This is a genomic window from Glutamicibacter sp. TV12E (assembly GCF_052441935.1).
In the GTDB taxonomy this organism is placed as follows: Bacteria; Actinomycetota; Actinomycetes; order Actinomycetales; family Micrococcaceae; genus Glutamicibacter.
Genome location: NZ_JBQVVF010000001.1, coordinates 3439262 through 3460485, shown reverse-complemented (window position 1 = coordinate 3460485; position 21224 = coordinate 3439262). Strand labels below are relative to the sequence as shown.

Here is a 21224-nt window from a genome sequence, read left to right as displayed (position 1 = left end):
ATGATCTGATCAACCCGGAGTTGCACCCGGAGTATGAACCCGCACCGATTTTTTCTGACGATACGTCCTTCATCGATGTCGTTAAGCCGGAAGACATCAAGTCTTCCACGCTGACCGTTGACGAATCCCGTACGCCGGTAGTCATGGTGGATAACCTGCATGTTAAATACCAGGTGTTCTCCAGTGGCAAAGCGCTGGGCAACGCAGGTGCGCGGAGGCTATTGCAGCCAAAGATGCGGGGCGTGCGTACAGTACACGCGCTCAAGGGCATTTCCTTCGTTGCCTATGAAAATGAATCCATTGGCATCATCGGTTCCAACGGCTCGGGTAAGTCGACACTTTTGCGTGCGATCACCGGCCTGACGCCACCTGCGGCTGGATCGGTCTACGCGCGTTCGCGCCCGAGCCTTCTGGGTGTCGGAGCTGCACTGATTCCTGACCTCTCTGGTGACAAGAACATCACCTTGGGCGGCCTGGCTTTGGGATACAACCGCGAGCAGGTCGAACACATGCGTGAGGAAATCACCAAGTTTGCCGAGCTGGAAGAATTTATCGATCTTCCCATGAGGACCTATTCCTCAGGAATGGCCGCACGACTGAAATTCGCCATCGCCGCTTCAAAGGAACACGACATCCTTATTGTCGATGAAGCCTTGGCAGTGGGCGACGCGAAGTTCCGCAAGCGCAGTGAAGCCAAGATCCGTGAAATTCGCGAAAATGCCGGCACCGTGTTCCTGGTTTCGCACTCAATGAATTCAATCAAGGAAACCTGCAATCGGTGCATCTGGATTGAAAAGGGTGTCCAGAAAATGGACGGCGACCCGGACACCGTGATCAAGGCCTACCAGCAGCACAAGAAGTAAGAGACGAATGACTGAATTTCCCGGCGTATCCTACGTCATGCCAGTGCTGAACGAGGCCGACTACCTTGAAGAGGCTGTCAACTCGATTCTCACCCAGGACTATGACGGAGAGAAGGAGCTGGTTATTGCGCTCGGTCCGAGTACCGACGACACCGATGTTGTTGCGCGCCGCCTGGCTGAAGCGGACTCCCGCATCACCCTGGTTGACAACCCGAAAGGCCGTACGCCGATTGCACTGAATTTGGCAATCAAGGAGTCAATACATCCGATCATCATGCGCGTAGATGCGCACAGCGAGCTTCCATCCAACTACACCCGTCGTGGAGTCGAGACGCTGTATCGCGTCGGCGCCCACGACGTTGGCGGGCTGATGGACGCTCAGGGCCGTACAACAGTACAACGGGCCATCGCAGCGGCCTACCACTCCAAATTCGGTTTTGGTGGCCCCGCGTATCATTCGGGTGCTCCCGAGGGCGAAGCTGAGTCCGCTTATCTCGGAATCTTTCGCCGCGAAGTGTTTGACGAGGTCGGCTTTTACGACGAGAACATGTGGCGTGCCCAGGACTGGGAACTCTGCCTTCGTATTCGCCAGGCTGGCCACAAGGTGTGGTTCGACCCTGAACTGAAGGTCGGTTACTACCCGCGCGAGAACTTCAAGGCCTTGGCGCGGCAGTCCTATGCTTCTGGCACGTGGCGCGGTGAAATCGCACGTCGATTCCCGGAGGGCAAATCGCTGCGACATGATATTCCGCCCCTGCTTCTTGCCGGAGTGGGTCTCGGGTCGATTGCCTTGATCGTTGCGCCCTTGACCAAGGATCGCGCACCCCGTGCCCTTCAATCACTGATCAATGTTGCCGCTTCGGCGCCGCTGGTCTATGTGGCGGCAACGATGGCTGCTGGCTTTGCTTCCAAGGGCGAAGGGCTCAAGGAGAAACTCCTTACCGCTGGCGCGTTCCAGTCCATTCATCTTCCGTGGGCGGCCGGGTACCTCAAGGGACGCATCTTTGGCGCCGGTGGAACTTTGGACAAAGGCCGGGTCAAGTGACTATCGACCGCCCAAAGAATCCGACGCTGGACCAGCTCCGAGCTGTCTGCCAGCCACCTGAGGTGAAAGCTCGGAAGAACGCTGAACACTGGACCGCCGAGCTCTATCTTCGCCATATCTCCATTTACCTGACGGCCGTCTTGGTCAGAACACGCATCACGGCTAATGGAGTCACAGGTTTGATGATTCTTGCCGGCTGGTGCATGTCGCTTGCGCTGCTCATACCGGGTATTTGGGGGCCGATTCTCGCGGTCGTCTTGTCGCAAGTCCAGCTGTATTTCGATTGCTCTGATGGCGAGGTGGCGCGCTGGCGCGCCTCCCAGTCGCCACGTGGAATCTTCATCGATATGGTGGGGCACCATACGACAGAAGCCTTGATTCCCATTGCGCTGGGTTACCGGGTGTTCAAAGAACTCTCAGTTGACGGCGCGATGAACGCACAGGCATGGCCCGTCCTGTTCATGGGTGCATGCTTGTCTGTTCTGCTGGTGCTCAATCGCTCGCAGTCCTTGATGGTCCACGCTGCTCGGGGCATGGCCGGTTTGCCAAAGCTACCGGATACTGCTGCCGCGCGAGCTGTCTCTACTGCAACGGCCATTGGCCGCATGCGCGCAATGGCGCGTTTCCTTCCCTTCCACCGTTTGCTGCATGCTGTGGAGCTGAGCTTGCTCATTCTCCTGTGCTCCATCATTTCGGCGATTGCAGGAATGCCAGGGCTGGCGGAAAAGTGGATGATATGGATTCTGCTTCCTGCCTGCGTATTGGTGAATATCGGGCACTTCTTATCAAATATGGTGTCCTCGCGGTTGAAAGCGTAAATCTTCGCTACCGCAACTAAACAAACGGAAAGGGCAGAGCATGGATAATCGACTCGCTCCAACCATCGGCGTTGTCGTATTGACCATGGGCAACCGCCCGGTAGAGCTGCGTCGTGCATTGGATTCGTTGCTCGCGCAACGGGACGTCGTCATCAATGCGGTGGTTGTTGGCAACGGTTGGGATCCAACCGGCATTCCTGAAGGAATCAAGACCCATTTCCTGCCGGAAAACCTCGGCATTCCGGCCGGGCGAAATGCCGGTGTGGCTCAAGTCGAGGGGGAGTACCTTTGCTTCCTCGATGATGATTCATGGTTCCTGGACGACGATTTCTTGATTACTGCGGTAAACCGCTTTAAGAAGTACCCGAGGATGGGCCTGCTCCAGCCTCGTATCACCGATCCTGAACACAGTGACCAGAATCCGACGCGCTGGATTCCCCGACTGAAGAAGCGCACCGCGGAAGAACCAAGCCGCGTCTTCCACGTCGGGGAGACCTGCCTCGTGACAACCCGCGAGCTCTTTGACCTCACCGGTGGTTGGGCCGGCGGGTTCTGGTACGCGCACGAAGGTATCGAACTGGCCTGGCGTATCTGGGACACCGGAACGTACGTCTGGTATGCCGGCGACATGCGCATCGGGCACCCTGTAGTGGACCCGCGCCGGCATGAAGAGTTTTATCGCCTTAACGCCCGCAACCGTGTATGGCTTGCTCGCAGGAATTTGCCTGCGCCGTTCACCTGGATCTACCCGACAACGTGGATGCTCATTGAATGCCTGCGAATGCGCAAGAAACCCAACGCCGTCAAACAGTACTTGGCTGGTTGGAAAGCAGGATGGAAGGGAAGCCCGTGGTACCGCGAACCACGCTCGAAGCTGCGTTGGATAACGCTTCTTCGAATGACACTTTCGGGACGTCCACCGATTATTTGACCGCTGCTGATCAGGCGGATGGGATAAACGCCGGGTATCGGTCGGTCGGAATCGGTTTAGCCGATCGAGTGGACTACCGCTAGGCTAGCTGGTAGGTAAATAGAAGATTAACGCTTATCGGACTACTGGCGCGATAATTAATGTGTATCCACAAAGAACAGCGCGTGCCTTGTTCTTCCAGCACACCAGCTAGCGCGCCCGTTCAATTGCCAGACATAGACTTTGCAGAAGGAAATTTAAATGACTAAGACCGTGTTGACCTACGGAACCTTCGACTTGTTCCACATTGGGCACCTGAACATCTTGAAGCGTTTGAAAGCCAAAGGTGACCGCTTGATAGTTGGTGTCTCCACCGACGAATTCAACGCGATCAAGGGCAAAAAGCCAGTTGTACCTTTCGAGCAGCGTCGTGAAATCGTCCAGGCCATCGAGTACGTTGACCTTGCCATCCCGGAAGAGAACTGGGAGCAGAAGCGCCTTGATATCAAGAAGTACGATGCCAAGGTCTTCGGAATTGGTGAAGACTGGAAGGGCAAATTCGATGACCTCGGTGACGAAGTGGAGGTCGTCTACCTTCCGCGTACTTCGGGAATCTCAACGACCGAGATGAAGCGCGTCCTGAGCGAATTTGATGAACGTCATGTCCAGTCCTTGAAGAGCACGTTGGATACGCTGAGCCAGATTGTCAAGGAACTGAGCTAAGCGAAGTTTCTGACTGCAAGCATTTGTAATACCTTATTGAAAGATCTCATGTCCAACGAGTACTTCAGCAGTTCAATCAAAGGCAGCATTAAGTCCCTATTGCGCATGGTTGGGCGTCAGCCCGGAGCTAAGCGACTTAACCGGGCCATGGGCTTTGTCAACCGACCCGTTGGAGCAAACGTTGGCGTGTCCAACATCCAGCTTCCTGGATCTGTTGCCGTGTACTTCGGAGACGGTGCCGATAAGATTTATCAGGTTGCCCAGTGGCTGCCCGTTCTAGAAGAACTGCATCAAAAAGAAGAAGTCTTACTGGTGTTCCGCACGCTCGGCGCATTTAAGGCTGCTGGAAAGCTGACTGCTCTTCCAAAGGTCTTCGTTCGCCGATTCTCGGACCTCATGGACGTTTATGATGACAATGAATTAAAGCTTGTCATTTACGTTAACAACTCTCGCAGTAATTTCCAGTCCTTGGATCACCCGCGACTGGTCCATGTTCACGTAAACCATGGCGAGAGCGACAAGCTTTCGATGGTCTCCAATAAGGCCAAGGCTTATGACAAGGTATTTGTCGCTGGCCCGGCAGCCATCAAACGGCATCAGACCATGCTGATTGATTTCGATTACAACAAGTTGCTAGTGACAGGGCGCCCGCAACTAGATATCGACTTCAAGTTGGAGCTATCGCCAAGCGATAAACTGGATGTCATGTATGCGCCGACATGGGAAGGCGAAAACGAAGATAATAACTATACTTCGTTGGATAAATACGGTGTCGCTATAGTCGAGGCGCTGCTTGAAAACCCACTGTGGCGGGTCATTTACAAACCGCACCCTCGCATTCAGTCCAGTACTACCCCGGATATTGCTCAAGCGCATACACGCATTCTGGAGCTGCTCAAGAATGCGAATGATGCTGGGGCGAAACACGTAATTTCTGAACAGGGCAATATCTTGGCCATGTTCGACTCGACTGATGCATTGATTACCGATGTTTCAAGCGTGGGCCTGGACTATCTTTATCTTCACCCGGACAACCCCTTGGTCATTTCCGATCGTCGTACCAACCGGGAAATTCTTCACCGCGATGCTCCTGTCGCCCAGTCGTGCCATGTTGTAGATGCAGATAGCGTTAAAAATATTCAAGACCTGCTGACCAGTGCGCTGACGCATGACGTGCATAAGGAACAGCGCCTGAAGATGCGCCAGTTCTATTTTGGAGATCTTAATCGAGGCGATTCAACGACGCGCTTCCAAAACATGATTCAAGAATTGATCAGTGAACGCCAGGGGAAGCTGCAGAGCTTCCGGGGTTGGCATAGCTAGTTCGCCCTCTGTACTACCGCCCAGGCCGATGATGATTTCACTTCCGCAGCTATTGGATCGCTACTCCGTTTAGTCAAGTATCCCTGAAGTCGACTCCAAGACTATTTTCAGGTTAGCAGTGGCATTTCAACACTGTTTGAGTGATGACGAGGGGTAACCTTGTTCAGTGGATCACATGGGCCGGTAGCCAACGCACTACGTCGTTGGTGACTTTCCCATGGCATTCGCGCAAGAACGCTAAGCGTCTTCCCGAAGGTCATCCGGGAAAGAATGGCTAAAATAATGAAGGACTTATTCGTGCCAGTTGAGATTCGATCTGTACAAGATCTAGCGCAGTCTGCAATGCAAAGTTTGCGTACCCGTCGGTTGAAGCGCAAGAAGTACCGCTACTATCCCGGATACCAACAACTGGATCTCTCGGTTCGAGGGGGAACACTTCATATCGGCGCGCGTGTCGAGCATCAAGTGCGATCGGTATCCGTACTGCACGGCAACCACATTGTTTCTTCTGTGCAACCACTTTCATCGGCTTTAGTCAACAAAGCGGACGGCGAATTGCGCCAGATCCACGCAGAACTGGATCTGGCCTCGCTTCTTGAACAATGGCATGAATATCGTGAACGTTCTTCTGTCTACGAAGAGCCTGAATTCACCGAGACTGATGCCGACACTGATGAGGACGAAGCCGAAGACAACTCGGTTACTTTAGAAGATGACCAGTATTCCGGTACGGTTCGCCTTGCTCTTACCTTTAATGTGGATTTTGATGCTTTGCCAACAGGCATAGCATGGTTGCAGCTGTCTGAAGGCGGAGAACTAGTTCGCCGCAGAGAAGTTCGGAGGCAAATTGAAGCCGGCGAGGTCACTCTCAACGGCCCGGTAATTGCTCATCGAATATTGGGGCGATTCTCATCAACCACGCTTAGCGAAAGCTCGGTATACGTCTCGGGCAAACGCAGTGTAGGGCTATATATCAATAAGAAAGCCGAAGTGGCTTTGGGGCTGAACCGTCCACTGAGGTTCAAGCACCGTATCCGCACTGACATCACACAGGTTCGAGATGGCAAGTTGTCATTGGGCGGCGTTTTGGAAACCCAGAGCGATCGCCTGGCTGAGGTGACCCTACAGCTTGTTGGGCGTAAATCGGACTTCGCCGTTGAGACCCCGGTTATGCTGTCTCTTGACGAGAAGCTTGCAACAAAGCGCTTTGGGCGTGCTATCTATAATTGGTCTGCATCTGTGGATTTCAAGTCGGTCGACTGGAGCAAGATCGACCGCGGAGATAACTACGACCTCTATCTTTTGGTGTCATCCAATTCAAGCAGTGAAGTCTCGCGAATGCGCGTGACGCGAACTCCGTTTGGCGTACGGTCTACAACGCGTGCCGATACTTTGACAATTGGTGACAAGACACTAGCCATATCTCCATATTTCACCTTCAAGGCCAAATCGACATCACTCATTCTGGAAGTGTTCGACAAGGATGCCTTCGCAGTGCTTGCCGAGACCAAGCAACGTAGTTTCCCAGATGACCAGAGCGTAGGCTCCAAGCCAATATGGATCGTTGGCGAACTGTCCTATAAAGCGCAGGATAACGGACTGCACTTATTTAAGTATCTGCGAAGCGAGCGTAAAGACATTGATGCTTACTACGTGATCGATGAAAATGCTCCGGATCTGCGGAATTTTGACACTTTGGACCACGTCGTATTCCATGGCAGCAAGGAGCATTTTGAACTAGCTATTCGTTGCCAGCGTTTTATTGGGACGCATCACGCGGATTACCTGTTCCCAACTAGGCACCACAGCTTCTCTTCACGTTGCAGGGCCACACGAGTATTTTTGCAGCATGGCGTCATGGGGACTAAATGGATGGTTCCCAACTACGGCAAGAACTCTCCTGGTTTTGCCACCGACCTCTTCATGGTCTCGTCGGAACGCGAAAAGCAATACATTGTCAATGATTTCCTGTACTCGCCGGACGAAGTCAAAGTTACGGGGCTGTCCCGCTTTGACGCGTTGCTTGCCAACGACCTTGCGATCAACGAAAACATGCTGCTGATAATTCCGACGTGGCGCGATTGGTTGCAGAATGAAGAAGTTTTCCTTGAATCAGAGTATCTAGAACAATGGAAAAACTTACTGAATTCGCCGGAGCTTCAGGCACTTGTTGAAAAGCATGGATTAGAAGTCGTCTTTTGCTTGCACCCTAATATGATGCAATTCAGGGACCATTTCGAGGGTGCCCCGGCTCGATTGATAGTCCAGGGCGAGATTGACGTTCAGGAGCTTATTAAAACTTCTGCGATTATGATTACCGATTATTCGTCGGTGAATTTTGACTTCAGTTTCCTGCATAAGCCGGTTCACTACTTCCAATTTGATCGTGCGCGGTTCCTCGGGCCGAAAGGTTCCCACTTGAATCTTGACGAAGAATTGCCAGGACGTATTGCCTTTGACGCTGAGACGTTGTTGGAGGATCTTGCGCAAACCTTGCAACGCGGCAAGAGCATGGAAGACAAATACCGCAATCGTGCAGACGTCTTCATGACGCATCGGGATCAAAATAATTCGCAACGGGTAACAGAGGAAATTGAGAAAGCAGAGTTGCGGAAAAAGACTGGCGTCGGCTGGCGCGCCGAATTACCGGTGAAGTTGAAAAACAAGTTCCGACGAAACAAGCGCTACTTCGACGTCATGCGCAAGCTATTCAAGCTCTACAAGCTTGCTCCCATGGAAGACGATCTGATCGTATTTGAGTCAGGACTTGGGCGACAGTATGGGGACTCACCGCGATACATTTACGAGGAATTGATTCGACAAGGCGATACTCGTCGTAAGGTCTGGGTTTATTCAGGAAGTCACCGATTCACGGATCCCTTGACCACCACCGTCAAGCGACTGTCACCCGAATACTTCTGGTACCTAGCCAGGGCAAAATACTGGGTAAACAACCAGAGCTTTCCGCATTACGTGCAGCGTCGTTCCAAGGGAGTGTTCTTGCAAACTTGGCATGGAACTCCACTCAAGCAGATGGCCCTCGATATTCGAGAAGTTCATGGTCGCGACGAAGGGTACCTGGAGCGAGTTACAAGAGCAACGCGTCAATGGACGCATCTCATTTCACCCTCAAGGTACACCAGCGATATCATGCGATCTGCATATGCTTTCTCAGGTGAAGCTGTGGAGGTTGGGTATCCTCGAAACGATATCTTGACAAGCCAAGACGTTGTGGACCGTGAGAAAAATATTCGCGATGAGCTCGCAATACCGCCCGGGGTCAAAACCGTTCTGTACGCTCCGACGTTCCGCGACGACGCTGCCTCAGGCCGTGGCAAATTCAGGTTTGATTTGCCGATGGACTTGGATGAGTTTGATTTGCGCTTCGGCGAAGACACGATCCTCTTGCTGCGTATGCATGTGTTGGTATCGAACGCAGTTACTATTCCGGAACGCCTGAGGCATCGTATCATCGATGTTTCGCGGCATCCAGATATCCAGGAACTGTACTTGGCATCCGATGTGCTCATAACGGATTATTCATCGGTGTTTTTTGACTACTCGTTGTTGCGTCGACCAATTATCTTCTACGCATACGATTTGGAGAACTACCGGGACAATCTTCGCGGTTTCTATTTGGATTACGAAAGTGCTCTGCCGGGGCCAATCGTTGAAAACGAAAGTGACCTTTGGGCGACATTATCCTCGGCCTTGGCCGGTGAACCCCTAGCCGGTGTGGACCGTGAGGAGTTCATTAAGAAATTTGCTCCTCATGATGACGGATTTGCATCGCAGCGGGTCGTGGAACGTTTCTTTAAATAGGAGGGCTTGGCCAACTGCCAAAACGAAGTGGTGCCGGACCTCTCTAAGGTCCGGCACCACTTCGTGCTAAAGCCGACTAGCGGCCACCTTCGCTATGCTTTTCAACTAATGCAAGAGATTCGGAAATGAATCTTTGCATGCTGGCACCTGGAGAAATGTCGCCAAAGTAGTAGTTGACCAAGTCCGGTTGCCGCAAGCTTTCGTCGGCTAAGGCTTCGCGTGCCGAGCTGGCGAAATCTTTTATTTCATTCGCCTTCAACGTTGGGACTTGTGCGAGCGCCGGAGAGTCAACGATGCTGGCTTCCTCTGACACGGGTTTCGTTACATACAGTAGTTTTCCCGTGGCCAAAAAGTCATAAGCAATGGCGGATATATCTGTGACGCAGGCATCGGCAACCGACCATTGCCAACCCCAGTGGGCAGAATCGTCGAAAACGAACTGAGCTTCTGAGTCTTCGTTAGTTGTGCTCAGTTGCATTTTTATTCGTTCTAGAGCTTGTCGGTAAGCCTTTGAGTTTTGGCCCGAACGTGGGTGCGGACGAAAAATAATGTTAAACCCGCCGTCTCTGATCAGCGCGTCAATCAGCTGTTCTCCATGAGAAAGCACCGATCCGTAATTCATGGACGGCCTGTCGCCTTCCCAGGTTGGAGCGTAGAGTATCGTCGGCAGTTCGTTGTTCATATCTATTGGTGACGCATAGTGAACATCAATTTGTGGACGGCCAACTAGGCGGCAGCGCGTCGACGCGTCGAAATTTCGCAAGTGCTTTTGCAGGCGGTCTTGGGCAGCCTGGCCAGCAGAAAAAACATAGTCGTAGGCCTTGAGTTGGTTGGACCACATGTACGCTTTTTCGCTTTCACCATGGCAAATGAATACATGGTCAAGATCATTGAAACGCATGATCTGGAAATTGCGGATATTTTGATTCACATAGAACACAACTCGCAGATCCTGGGACTGTACTAGTCGCTCAACATCCTCAATTTTTGGCGCATAGTGAATCGGCAGAGGGCATTCTTTATATAAATGCATGGCGGCGTCAGGATTTCGCACGACGATTACTACACGAACAAACTCAGCTAGAGCGAGAAGCGGTTCATACCACTGCCTGATCTGATATGCATTGACCATCGCATCGGGAAAGTGCAACGCAACTTTGTACCTGTCCGCACCACCAGGTAGCTTGCGCAGCTCTGCGGCGTGATCGCGAATGAATTCTAGATGTTTTCGGGTAGCAAGGCTCGTATGGATTTTACTGATGACCCTATTGACGGTTCGATTTACGTTCATAAAAGTTCCTTCACCACCAAATCTGACGCAAGACTAGGCATGATTTGCCGGATCTTTTTCCCAGGGCCCATGTTCTCAGCACTTGCGTCGGGTGCGGCCTTGTCAATATTTCTAATCGCCAATGAGGTCTTAGGATTAAGCGGCTTTTTTGAGCGGTAGCTGTTCTGCCTGTACATCTCCTACAACTAGCTTGAGGGACTCGGTGATGAATCGGCGCATGCTGGCGCCTGCAGTCACATCCCCAAAGTAGTATTCAACGAGTTCGCGCAAGTCCGTATTATGTTCCGTGAGAGCGGAACGAATGAGCGATGGCGCATTTTCTGAGGCCTCTGCGCTCAGAGAGGGCACCCTGGCCAGGGCCGGTGAACCCTGAACCGTGGCTTCGCGAGAAGCTGGTCGGGTGACAAACATCGGCTTGCCCGTTGCCAAGAAGTCGTAAGCGACTGCCGAGATGTCGGTGACGCAAAAATCTGATGTGCTCCATTGCCAACCCCAATCAGTGGTGTCGTCAAAGAACAACTGTGCGCTCGAAGAAGCATTGGCCTCTGCCAGCTTACGGCGAATTCTTTCTACAGCCTTCCCGTACGCTGCAGAGTTCTTGCCAGACCGAGGGTGAGGACGGAAAATCAAATTGAACTCCCCGTCACTGATGAGTGCATCGACCAGTTGCTCGCCGTGCGAAATTACAGATCCGTACTGCATTGACGGGCGGTCGCCCTCCCACGTTGGCGCATAGAGCACCGTGGGTAAGGCAGGGTCTGGAGAAAAAGGAGCCGCGTATGAAACGTCAATCTGCGGACGTCCAATGAGACGGGTTCGTTCATGGGCATCGAAATTATGCAATTGCGAGGAGAGGCGGTCACGTGCAGCCTGACCAGCGGAAAATACGAAGTCATACGCCTTCAGCTGGTTGGACCACATGTAGGACTTTTCACTCTCACCGTGGCAGATAAAGACATGCTTAGGTTCATTGAAGCGCAACATCTGGAAATTATGAATGTTCTGGTTGACATAGAACAGCAGGCGCAAGTCTTGGGAGTCAACGAGACGCTCAAGATCTTCAACCGTTGGGGCGTAGTACACAGGCAACGGGCATTCATCGCGCAAAGCCAAAGCGGTTTCCGGGCGACGAGTGATGACAGCTATTGGCATGAAATCGGCCAGTTGCTTCATCGGTTCGTACCACTGGCGAATTTGATAAGCGTTGACCATCTCATCTGCGAAGTACAAGGCGGCCTTATAGCGGTCTTCGCCAACCGGAGCATGGATTAGATCTGTAGCATGACGCTCGATGAATTGACGCTGCTGCTTATCAGCAAGACTTTGACGGGCACGATTTGCCACCCTTTGCAGGGTATTCAATAGCTTCATCTCAGATCCTTTGCCGATAGTAACTGCACCGTTCTCACAAGCATAAGATCAAGATCTAGTTAAGGGCTGTTTACATGACTTGAAACGCCCATGAACCTAGGTAATTTTAAGGTTATGACCTAAATTCGCACAGGTAAGGCTACTGGCAGGGGGTCAAAAACAGTTTTTTGGCCCTTCAAGCCAGATGCGCGTGAACTTCATTTTGAATCACGCTACGATATGTTGTGGTGAGTGCAACACCAACTTGAGGGATCGATGGCTGGTTTCAGTTTGGGATCTTGGGTTGCGGCAAGCTAAGATGAAATGTCGGACTATGTTTTAGTAGGAGTCATCATTAGCGAAAAGCGTTCTGATCGATCGTCACATGGCGCACTCGATCGCAACTCGCCTCTGGTTTTTTCAACCAGGGATCTCGGCCGTTCGCCGGGCTCAATGGAGATTCTCAACGAGCAGGTTCCGGCACCCGCAGATGTGGGAAATGCACTCATCGGCATTCGTGGAGGATCTGAGCTTGACTTAGATCTTCGCCTTGAAGCCGTGCATGAAGGAATTTTGGTATCGGGTACCGCTACAGCGCAAATTGCTGGGGAATGTGGACGATGCCTGGATTCCATCGAGTACGACTACGAGGCTGATATTCAGGAGCTCTTCTACTATGAAGAGAGCGAAGAATTCGAAGACGATGATGATGTGGATCAGTATTGGGTAATCGGTGACTTGATTGACATCGATCCGGTATTACGGAGCGCAGTGGTTACCGCCCTGCCGTTCCAGCCGGTTTGCCGGGAAGATTGCTTGGGGCTCTGCAATGAATGCGGAATCAACCTCAACGAAGACCCTGAGCATCACCATGAGATTCTGGATCCACGTTGGGCAGCGCTAGCGCAGCTGTCCGACAATGTCGCAGAGGATGCGACAACAAATAAAACGTCAGACAAGAGAGAAGAGAAGTAGTCGTGGCTGTTCCAAAGCGGAAGATGTCCCGTGCGAATACTCGTGCCCGCCGTTCTCAGTGGAAGGCTACCGCACCGAGCTTGGTGAAGACCGTTGAAAACGGTCGCGTAACCTACAGCCTGCCTCACCAGGCTAAGGTTGTCACCGACTCGGCTGGTACCGAATTGTTCCTTGAGTACAAGGGTCGCAAGGTCGCAGACGTCTAAGACATGTCTTCTAAAGAAGAACTTATGAAACGTCTCGGAATCGATATTGATTCCGAGACGTTTCGTCTTGCATTCACCCATCGCTCGTACTCATACGAGAACGGTGGCATTCCAACGAACGAACGCCTTGAATTCCTTGGCGACTCGATCCTTGGCTTCTGCGTTGCAGAATACCTTTACGCAAAATTCCCGGATCTGCCCGAAGGCGATCTCGCGAAGCGCCGTGCTGCCATTGTCAGCACCCGTGCCCTGGCGATGATCGCTCGTGATCTGGAAGTTGGAGAGCACCTGCTGCTTGGACGCGGGGAAGCCCAGTCCAACGGTGCCAACAAGTCCTCCATTTTGGCTGACACCATGGAGTCGATTCTTGGTGCCACCTACCTGGTGCAAGGGATGGACGCCGCACGAGCCTTTGTGCTGCGCTTTGTCACCCCACTGCTAGAGGATCCCCGGCTGATTGGAGCCACGACCGACTGGAAGACTGTTATCCAGGAAGTTGTCGCCTCCCGCAAACTTGGCGAGCTTCGTTACCAGGTCACCGGATCCGGCCCGGACCACGCCCGCACCTACATTGCTGTACTGCATATTGGCGACAAGGGCTACGGCCAGGGACATGGTCCCTCGAAAAAAGAAGCTGAGCAGGAAGCTGCCCACCAAACGTGGTTGCAGTTCAATCCTGGCGAGCAAGTACCCAAAAGCTAGGCGCCACGCAGATGCCTGAACTGCCAGAAGTGGAAGTGGTCCGTCGAGGGCTGGAAAAATGGGTGCGCGCGCGAAGGATCGAAGCCGTACAGGTGCTGGATCCGCGTTCGGTCAGGCGGCACCTTGATGGCCCGCTCGATTTCGAGCAAACTTTGACAGGCTGCACCATCTCCTCGGTGGTGCGCCGAGGAAAATTTCTCTGGCTAGGACTTGATGGGCTGGATGTGCCGGCGGTCCTCGTCGCGCACCTGGGAATGAGCGGCCAACTACTGGTTGAGCAGCCACAAGCGGCAGACGAAAAACACCTCAAAGTCAGGTTGTCTCTGGGGGAGCATCTGGATTATCCAGATGAACTCAGATTTGTTGATCAACGGATATTCGGCGGGATGTTCCTCTCGCCACTGGTAGCAACCTCCGACGGGCTGCCGGCCGGACAAGGATCCACCGAACCCGCCATACCCCAGGCCGCCGCGCACATTGCCCGCGATGTACTTGACCCGAATCGCAGCGCCGAGGACCTCTATCTGGCCCTGCGCCACCGTAATACCGACCTTAAGCGCGCCATTCTGGACCAGACTGTCATTTCCGGGGTGGGCAACATCTACGCTGATGAGGCGCTATGGCAGGCCAAGCTGTCGGGATCCCGGAAAACTGCCACGATCAGGCGTCCTGAAGTGCAGCGGCTTAACGATGCACTAATCGATGTCATGACCCGCGCGCTGGCTGCCGGCGGCACAAGCTTTGATTCCTTATACGTGAATGTCAACGGGGCCAGCGGCTATTTTGCCCGCTCGCTCAACGCCTACGGACGCGAGGGCAAACCCTGCCTGCGCTGCGCCGAAAACGGGGTGGCCTCGGTGATCCGCCGGGACGCGTTCATGGGGCGTTCGTCCTACACTTGCCCAGTGTGCCAGCCACGTCCGCGGCGCTAATCAGGATCCGAATTGGATGCGGCGGCGTGTGCACGGCGGTAGCCAGGGAGCATAGGACTGGGCCATTTTGTGATCTCTTCTCGTGCCGATATCGATAACTCGTATCTCATGCTTTAGAACATCATGGCCGTGCCAGCCGTAACGGGGAGCAAGGCTGGTTTCTCGAGCGCCCTATGTGAATTACGGCGAGCGACTGTCCCTTCAACACGAAATCGGTATCCTCAAGCCACCACGACAGGCTTGCTTCTCTCGATGGGACGCGGGTTTGTCATCTTGCTAGTGACGGGTGAGCTCGGAGCTGGCCGCACGCACGCGGCCGAGAACTTCTTGGTCGGCGAGCCGGGGGAGCAGGAATCGTTGGCTTTCACGACGCCGGGCGCGGTCTTCTTGTCCGTCGAGTGATCGAGGACGTGCCGGTCTACAGGACGGTGAAGCCGCAGCCGAAGTCAAGCGCTCACGTGCCTGTTCCCGCGCTCGCAGCGGCGAGGACCGCTTCCAGACGTGGCTCGATGGCCTCAGCCATCATCGTGATCTCCTGCGCACGGACCCCATTGCGCTGCGCCGCGGCACGCCAGCCGGTCAGTGCTGCGATGACACGGCCCATCCTTTCGCGGGCCCGCATCGTGTCCAGGCTGCAGTCCTCCGCGAGAGCTAGCAGGGCGCCGGCCTCGTCGGGGAGGGCATCGGCACCCATGATCGACGTTGAGCGGGCCCGCCACGGATCCGGGTTCGGGTTCACATCGAAGGCCGGGCTGAGTGCCCAGGAGCCGTGATCGGCAAGGAATCCGTGGTTGCGCAGGTGGTCGTCGGTGTTGCCGAGCGCGACGCTGGCGACGACGCGATCGAACAGCTCATGGTGGTCGGACCTGGGGGACAAGGACAGATCGCGGATCGCTTCAGCGACTTCGGCGTAGTCGCGGTGGTCTCCATCGGACGCGCCAAGCGCCGTCATCGCGCTAATGTAGCCGATCCTGGCCCCCATCTCGGTCCTGTCGAATCGGCGCAGGATCAGCACACTGCGCCCGCCGACGCGGGCGAGCCGTCTGCGGGGCGTCCCGATTCCTGCGGCCTGCATAAGGTCCAGTGCTGTAGCCTCCCAAGCCATGACGTCCCACTGGTCGCTGCCGTGCGGGAATTTCGCGATGGCCAGCGATCCGTCCTCGAGGCGCACCGAGGCCTTGGGCCGCGCGCCGCCCAGTCCCGTCGTTCCCGTGTCCAGAAGCTGCTTGAGCGCCCGGCCCGGGTCATCGTCGGAGGCGACTTCGTCGGCCGCGCGCAGCAGCTCGGGCAGCGAAACCAGCTGGGGCACGCTGGAGGGCTTGCCGAGGAATTTTCCGTCCCCGGGAAGCCTGAAGCGCAGCGCCCCCTGGCGCGTGTCGTCACTGACCCCAAGCAGGAAGTCGAGGTCGTCCAGCCGACGGGGCGCTCTGCTCTCGGCGCGCGCCCGTGCGCGCTCGGCCTTCTCGATCAGGTTCCGGCCCCAGCGGTCCGGGGCGCTGTCGGCGAAGGCGCGCACGAGACCCGTCTGGTGCTGGGCGCCGGAGACCAGGGGGAGTGCGGGGTCGATGCTCGTCCCGTCGCCGGCGAGGTAGCCAGGGTCGTACAGGAATGTCGTGGAGATCTGGTTGCGCGTCCGGGTGAAGTGCGCCTGGCCGACCAGCCTGGCGTCGTCCTCGCCGCCGGCGAGGACCTCAACGGTGGTCATCGTGCCCTCTTCTTGGCGAGTCGCCCGGCCCGCAGCCGACCGATATCGCTGCTGAGCGGATCGATTGCGTCGACTGCCTGGTCGAGCGCTCCAAGTGCGCGCAGGACCTGCATCACGCTGCCGAAGCGCACCCCCGGGTCCCCGGTCTCGATCTTGCGCAGGGTGTCGCGCGTGATCCCGGCGCGCTCGGCGACCTGCTGGGCTGTGAGGCCCAGCACCATGCGCCAGCCGTGCACGTGCTCGCCGAAGGTGTTCAGTTGCCCGCCGATCTTGTATCCGGCCATCACGAATCCTTTCGTATAAGACGATAATACACGGCTTATCGCATCGATATGACGATAAACCTCGTCATATCTATTCGGAGATTTTGTCGATTCGAACCTGTCGGCGAGCGAGCCGCGCGGGCTCAGGGGTAATCACAGCATCTCGACAGGCGTGTCGGTCAAGACTCGGGGAGCTACACGAAAGTCTCGTAGACATCTCTTGAGGCAGATATAGCCAGGTTGCGCCTTAATCGGATGTCGGGAGGTTGCATCGAATCCTCGTCATGCGAAACAAAACGTTCGAGCCGCAAGCCCTTTGCTGCGAGCGCTCGACGGATTCAGCGTTGTCGAATCACTTTATGGAGGAGATTCGACACCAGAAAATGAACTTCTCGACGTGTCCTCCATGGCAGAGTGACATGACTGCAGCACCAAGACCATCTGGCTCTGCGCAAGTATATCCGCGTAATGGATTCGGCGTTACAGCTCTTGTCCTCGGAATCATCGCCGTTATTTTCTCATTCATTCCTCTCGTGGGAATAGTCTCCTTCTTCGTTGGCGGACTAGCCGTAATCTTCGGCGTCATTGGTCTCACGCGAAAGAACCGTGCGAAAGGGCTGTCTATTGCAGGTCTAATCCTCGGGGCTGTAGGAATCATCATTGCCGGCATTGTCACCGCGACAACTGCTGCATTTGTCAGCAGTGTTGATGAGGAAATGAACATAGAAGCCACAGTTGTATACAAAGCAACTTCAGAAAATAATGCGACAGCCATGCTCGGGGCGACCAGCGGTACGTCCAACGAGGATTTCAAGGGTAAATGGGAGCAAGAAACCACCGTCACCGGGTGGGACGCAACTTCCCTCATAGTAACCAGTGGCGATTACACTACATCGCAAAAGGTATCCTGCGAGATCATCATTGATGGAAAGAGCGTTGCTAAGCAGTCCGGCACCGACAATGTCAGCTGCACGGAGGATACCATCTCCAAGTAACAGCACCAACGAAAAGCAGTCCGATCCTATTCAGGACTTCCCGAATAGGATCGGGCTGCTTATGTCTGTCTCGTCTAAGTTGCGTAGAACTTTGATATTCGGTGCAAAATCCCGGTGCATCACTTGCTTGGCGAATCCAAGCAAGCGAAAATGTAGGACTCGTTGGATTAGCTTTGATAGGAATGCTTGTTACAATTATCCGCCTGTATCCGGGCAATTTATGTGTCAGCAAAGGATCAACAATGATGCTGCCCGGAATGCTGGTATTTCTATTAGCGGGCGCAGTCAGGATTATTATCGGCGTCAGCGCGGAATGGCATTCAGGCAGGAAACCGCGCCAATCTCATTGTGCAAATATGACGGATGCTAGCATTTCAAAAATGACCGTTATGCCCGATTCCTCGCCCGTAGTCCTGTTACATGGCTGGCCAGTTACGGAGAATCACTGGCGGCACCTGGTGCCAGTTCTCGGCAATGCAGGTTACAGCGTTATCCCAATCACTTTGCCTGGCCTCGGAGCTGCGCCAGAAGGATCTCAGAGTTTCCGAAAAACAGACCTCGCCATGTGGGTTCGTAACGAACTCGCACGACGAGGGATCACACGTTTCGCCCTGGTTGGGCACGACTGGGGTGCCACGGTGGCCGCACTACTTACTGTGCAACTTGGATCCGCGGTCACCGCGCTCGTCGTCGAAGAAGAAATCCTACCGGGAATCGACATCGGCATCCCCGCCCCAGGGCGAGAATACTACCCGACATGGCACGGCTCATTTAACAGTGTGCCTGGACTTGCCGAGCACCTTGTGCCCGCAAACGAAGCTGTCTTTTACGGAAAGTTTCTTGCGCAAAGCGCAGGGCCTCGAAGGCTGGACGACGAAGCAGTTGATTCATACATCCAGGCCTATTCTCGATCGGGCGTCCTGGAAGCGGGTCTCAGCTACTACCGCACCCGGAACGGTGACGTCGCCGACGTCCGAGGGTTGTTGACCGGCCCTTTGATGAAGGCTCCGGTACTCGCCATAGGAGGAAGATATGCGATGGGATCTGCCGTTGCCGAAGGCATGCGATTGCTGGCCACAAATGTAAACGGTCTCGTTTTCAATAGCTCTGGGCACTACCCCCTGGAACAAGAACCCATCGAAAGCTCGCAGGCGATTCTTGCCTTCCTGCACCGCTATCATTCGACGGATAACCTTGGTCTTTCTGCCTAGCCTCACTATTCTGACTCGCTTGAGAACAAGCGACTAGCAGTCACTTAAAATTGTCCAGCCCTCACCGAAGATCAATCGTGTGAGGGCTGGCTGCGAGTTTTGCGCCAAGAGTAGGATTTCTCCCAGTTCCTCTGAACCTCCGTTTCCCCCAAAAATGGAAGTCCGGCGTGAAACATTAGACAAAGACTACCCCTCGAATCCAAACTCAGCTACGCATTACACGGGTAAGTCCACTTTCGGCGTGAGTAGCCATAGGCCCCTTTGGCCGAATAGTGAGTGAGTTGGGAGAAATATCTTTGTCTCTAGGCGAGGTAGAACAAAGGTTGGTTGGCAATATGCCACTCCAAAACATCACCGGTCAATCCGCAAATTCGCGCCCCCAAGAATGAATTCGTACTGGTGAGCCGGCTAGGAATTCCAAATGTCGGAGAGTTGCCTGCATAATGAATTAACCACCACACTCGGCGCTAGGAGGGGTTGGGCCGCCGCGTGTATTCAGCGTCCGTGGGTATTACACCTAGGCCACCAAGTCAGTTGGCGGCTGCGAAGGGAGAGGCACGGAAGCCCTTTCCGTGGGCTTGCTCGAAGTCCGCGGGCGTGTTCGAGGACGTGTCGACCATTGAAGAATGTACGCCGTGGCGATCGCCGAAGTGGACTCGTAGCGCAGCTTGGCCGGGGTTAGAGGGGATTGCCGAGAAACACCTCGCGGCATTGATGGCGACCGTTCAGCGCTTGATATTCGTCAGCCGTTTTCCCTGGCTGGGGAATCGAAAATATACAAGACAGCGGGACGGTGCCCGGGATGAATGCCGGGCTCAATGCCACGAATCTTTCAACGATAGCGAATTGGCTCCTCAATCCTCCCCTAGAGGGAAAATGGCTCAGGCGTTTGAGGAAACGAGAACAACCTTGAAGTCTGTACCCGCGGGCGGCGCCGCCGACTGCCCTGTATCAGACTATGCCGAACGACCTCGCTGGCCTCGCCAGGATGGATGCGACTTGTTAAGGCATGTTCTCCGACATGGGTTTCGGCGGCGGGTGGCTTGTCTTCATAGGAGTTCTGGGAGGTGAACCAGGTTGCTGGCGCTGGCACGAAGCCCGGCCAAAGCGGCCAGCGAGCCTAGCAGTGACCGATCGCTGCAGGAAGCTCAGCGTTCCGGCTCCATGCGCTCCAGCTTCCTGGATAGAGCCTGCCCTGTCCAAGCCCGGCGTATTCCATGGCCAGCAGATTGTGGCAGGCTGTCACTCCGGCCCCGCAGTAGCTGACCACGCCGGAGGCATCGACAATGCCCTTGGCTGCGAACCTGTCGCGAATGGCCTGGGGCGGCTTGATCAATCCGTCGGCCTCGAGATGTTCCCGGCACGGAACATTGATCGCGTTCGGGATATGCCCTCGGCGAGGGTCGGCTTCGGGAACCTTGCCCAGCCGCGGATCGGTTTCGGGTTCCTCGCCTCGATACCGGTTATTTGGCCTGGCATCGACCAGCACGGCTTCCGAGAGGGCTGCCACGTCCCGGGTGGACAATGGGGATCCTGCAGGCCACGGCTGGGGAGGAAAGCAGCTGGCCTCGGATGAACCAGTGAGGAGTCCAGAGCGCCTGGATAGGCTTGGATTCCGCCGGAAACCACGGCGGCAGGAACCTTGAGCAGCCGCAGCATCCATGCCAGGCGCGCAGCGATGACCCCGCCCGCGTCATCGTAGGCGGCCACCGGCCTGGAACCGTCAATCCCGGCTCGGGACATGGCCCGGGCGAAATCCTCCGGTGCCGGGAAGGGGCCCCGTCCGGAGTCCGAAGTGATTTCTCCGGTGAGGTCGGCATCGAGATCGACAAATACCGCACCGGGCACATGCCCCGTCAGGTAGGCATCAAGACCCGGGCGATCCCAGTACCAGCGGGCATCGACCAGGACGATTTCTTGGACATGATTTTTGCACCATTGCCAGGTGACAAACGGTTCCATGCGGCCTCACAAATGACGATAGGACTATGGATAGTGCTGCTGTTGTCCATATTCGGCCCATTTTGTGTACCTCGCCAAGCCATGTCCACCATGTGGCGAGTGGAGACCCAGTGAATTCAGCAGGGAAA

At 54.9% G+C, this 21224-nt stretch carries 19 protein-coding genes and 1 pseudogene; 14 read left to right on the top strand and 6 right to left on the bottom strand.

The annotated features are described in order from the left end of the window. Window positions 1-5 precede the first annotated feature (5 nt). The 7 genes from ACT7DV_RS16470 (at window position 6) to ACT7DV_RS16440 (ending at window position 9504) form a co-directional block, all read left to right on the top strand. Window positions 6-863 carry an ABC transporter ATP-binding protein gene (locus tag ACT7DV_RS16470; protein WP_444664872.1) on the top strand — a complete coding sequence of 286 codons (858 nt, stop codon included), beginning with the start codon at window positions 6-8 and terminating at the stop codon, window positions 861-863. Between the two features lie 7 nt (window positions 864-870). Then, window positions 871-1908 (top strand): glycosyltransferase family 2 protein, encoded by a 1038-nt coding sequence (locus tag ACT7DV_RS16465; protein ID WP_444664201.1) that lies wholly within the window; start codon window positions 871-873, stop codon window positions 1906-1908. Further along, a complete protein-coding gene (locus ACT7DV_RS16460; RefSeq protein WP_444664199.1) occupies window positions 1905-2726 on the top strand; it encodes a CDP-alcohol phosphatidyltransferase family protein in 822 nt (273 codons plus the stop codon). Before ACT7DV_RS16465 ends, ACT7DV_RS16460 begins: the two co-directional genes overlap by 4 nt. Window positions 2727-2766: 40 nt before the next feature. Beyond that, window positions 2767-3657, top strand: coding sequence for a glycosyltransferase family 2 protein (locus ACT7DV_RS16455; protein ID WP_444664197.1), 891 nt, complete (start codon window positions 2767-2769; stop codon window positions 3655-3657). Between the two features lie 240 nt (window positions 3658-3897). Next, window positions 3898-4359, top strand: a complete 462-nt coding sequence (locus ACT7DV_RS16450; RefSeq protein WP_022876671.1) for an adenylyltransferase/cytidyltransferase family protein — start codon at window positions 3898-3900, stop codon at window positions 4357-4359. A gap of 48 nt (window positions 4360-4407) precedes the next feature. Continuing rightward, window positions 4408-5682: a CDP-glycerol glycerophosphotransferase family protein gene (locus tag ACT7DV_RS16445; protein WP_444664195.1), complete on the top strand. Its 1275-nt coding sequence runs from the start codon at window positions 4408-4410 to the stop codon at window positions 5680-5682. Between the two features lie 297 nt (window positions 5683-5979). Continuing rightward, window positions 5980-9504, top strand: coding sequence for a CDP-glycerol glycerophosphotransferase family protein (locus ACT7DV_RS16440; RefSeq protein WP_444664193.1), 3525 nt, complete (start codon window positions 5980-5982; stop codon window positions 9502-9504). A 76-nt stretch (window positions 9505-9580) separates the two neighbouring features. Here ACT7DV_RS16440 and ACT7DV_RS16435 read toward each other — a convergent pair whose 3' ends face one another. After that, window positions 9581-10795: a CDP-glycerol glycerophosphotransferase family protein gene (locus tag ACT7DV_RS16435; protein ID WP_444664191.1), complete on the bottom strand. Its 1215-nt coding sequence runs from the start codon at window positions 10793-10795 to the stop codon at window positions 9581-9583. Window positions 10796-10930: 135 nt separating this feature from the next. Continuing rightward, window positions 10931-12166: a CDP-glycerol glycerophosphotransferase family protein gene (locus ACT7DV_RS16430; RefSeq protein ID WP_444664189.1), complete on the bottom strand. Its 1236-nt coding sequence runs from the start codon at window positions 12164-12166 to the stop codon at window positions 10931-10933. 390 nt (window positions 12167-12556) lie between these two features. Between ACT7DV_RS16430 and ACT7DV_RS16425 the strand changes: the two genes are divergently transcribed. The 5 genes from ACT7DV_RS16425 to ACT7DV_RS16405 all read left to right on the top strand — a co-directional run bounded on the left by ACT7DV_RS16425 (window position 12557) and on the right by ACT7DV_RS16405 (window position 15362). Further along, window positions 12557-13120, top strand: coding sequence for a YceD family protein (locus ACT7DV_RS16425; protein WP_444664870.1), 564 nt, complete (start codon window positions 12557-12559; stop codon window positions 13118-13120). 2 nt (window positions 13121-13122) lie between these two features. Then, complete coding sequence (gene rpmF / locus ACT7DV_RS16420; protein WP_060701450.1) at window positions 13123-13326, top strand: 50S ribosomal protein L32; 204 nt, start codon at window positions 13123-13125, stop codon at window positions 13324-13326. 24 nt (window positions 13327-13350) lie between these two features. Further along, window positions 13351-14028 carry a ribonuclease III gene (gene rnc, locus ACT7DV_RS16415; protein ID WP_444664187.1) on the top strand — a complete coding sequence of 226 codons (678 nt, stop codon included), beginning with the start codon at window positions 13351-13353 and terminating at the stop codon, window positions 14026-14028. A gap of 11 nt (window positions 14029-14039) precedes the next feature. Further along, the gene (gene mutM / locus ACT7DV_RS16410; protein WP_444664185.1) at window positions 14040-14960 is read left to right on the top strand and encodes a bifunctional DNA-formamidopyrimidine glycosylase/DNA-(apurinic or apyrimidinic site) lyase; all 921 of its coding nucleotides are present in this window, start codon (window positions 14040-14042) and stop codon (window positions 14958-14960) included. A 252-nt stretch (window positions 14961-15212) separates the two neighbouring features. Then, window positions 15213-15362 carry a hypothetical protein gene (locus tag ACT7DV_RS16405; RefSeq protein ID WP_444664183.1) on the top strand — a complete coding sequence of 50 codons (150 nt, stop codon included), beginning with the start codon at window positions 15213-15215 and terminating at the stop codon, window positions 15360-15362. A 52-nt stretch (window positions 15363-15414) separates the two neighbouring features. Here the strand turns inward: ACT7DV_RS16405 and ACT7DV_RS16400 are convergent, their stop codons facing one another. Next, on the bottom strand, window positions 15415-16665 hold the full coding sequence (locus ACT7DV_RS16400) for a type II toxin-antitoxin system HipA family toxin (protein WP_444664181.1): 1251 nt from the start codon (window positions 16663-16665) through the stop codon (window positions 15415-15417). Then, window positions 16662-16949, bottom strand: coding sequence for a helix-turn-helix domain-containing protein (locus ACT7DV_RS16395; RefSeq protein ID WP_444664179.1), 288 nt, complete (start codon window positions 16947-16949; stop codon window positions 16662-16664). Before ACT7DV_RS16395 ends, ACT7DV_RS16400 begins: the two co-directional genes overlap by 4 nt. Window positions 16950-17347: 398 nt before the next feature. Between ACT7DV_RS16395 and ACT7DV_RS16390 the strand changes: the two genes are divergently transcribed. Both ACT7DV_RS16390 and ACT7DV_RS16385 read left to right on the top strand, forming a co-directional pair. Then, the gene (locus ACT7DV_RS16390) at window positions 17348-17923 is read left to right on the top strand and encodes a DUF4190 domain-containing protein (RefSeq protein WP_444664177.1); all 576 of its coding nucleotides are present in this window, start codon (window positions 17348-17350) and stop codon (window positions 17921-17923) included. A 242-nt stretch (window positions 17924-18165) separates the two neighbouring features. Beyond that, window positions 18166-19134: an alpha/beta fold hydrolase gene (locus tag ACT7DV_RS16385; RefSeq protein ID WP_444664176.1), complete on the top strand. Its 969-nt coding sequence runs from the start codon at window positions 18166-18168 to the stop codon at window positions 19132-19134. 1120 nt (window positions 19135-20254) lie between these two features. On the opposite strand, the gene ACT7DV_RS16380 is transcribed toward ACT7DV_RS16385, so the two are convergent. After that, a complete protein-coding gene (locus ACT7DV_RS16380) occupies window positions 20255-20659 on the bottom strand; it encodes a sulfurtransferase (protein ID WP_444664174.1) in 405 nt (134 codons plus the stop codon). A 137-nt stretch (window positions 20660-20796) separates the two neighbouring features. Further along, window positions 20797-21096 (bottom strand): annotated as a pseudogene (locus ACT7DV_RS16375) (sulfurtransferase); the annotation flags it as partial. Window positions 21097-21224: the final 128 nt, after the last annotated feature.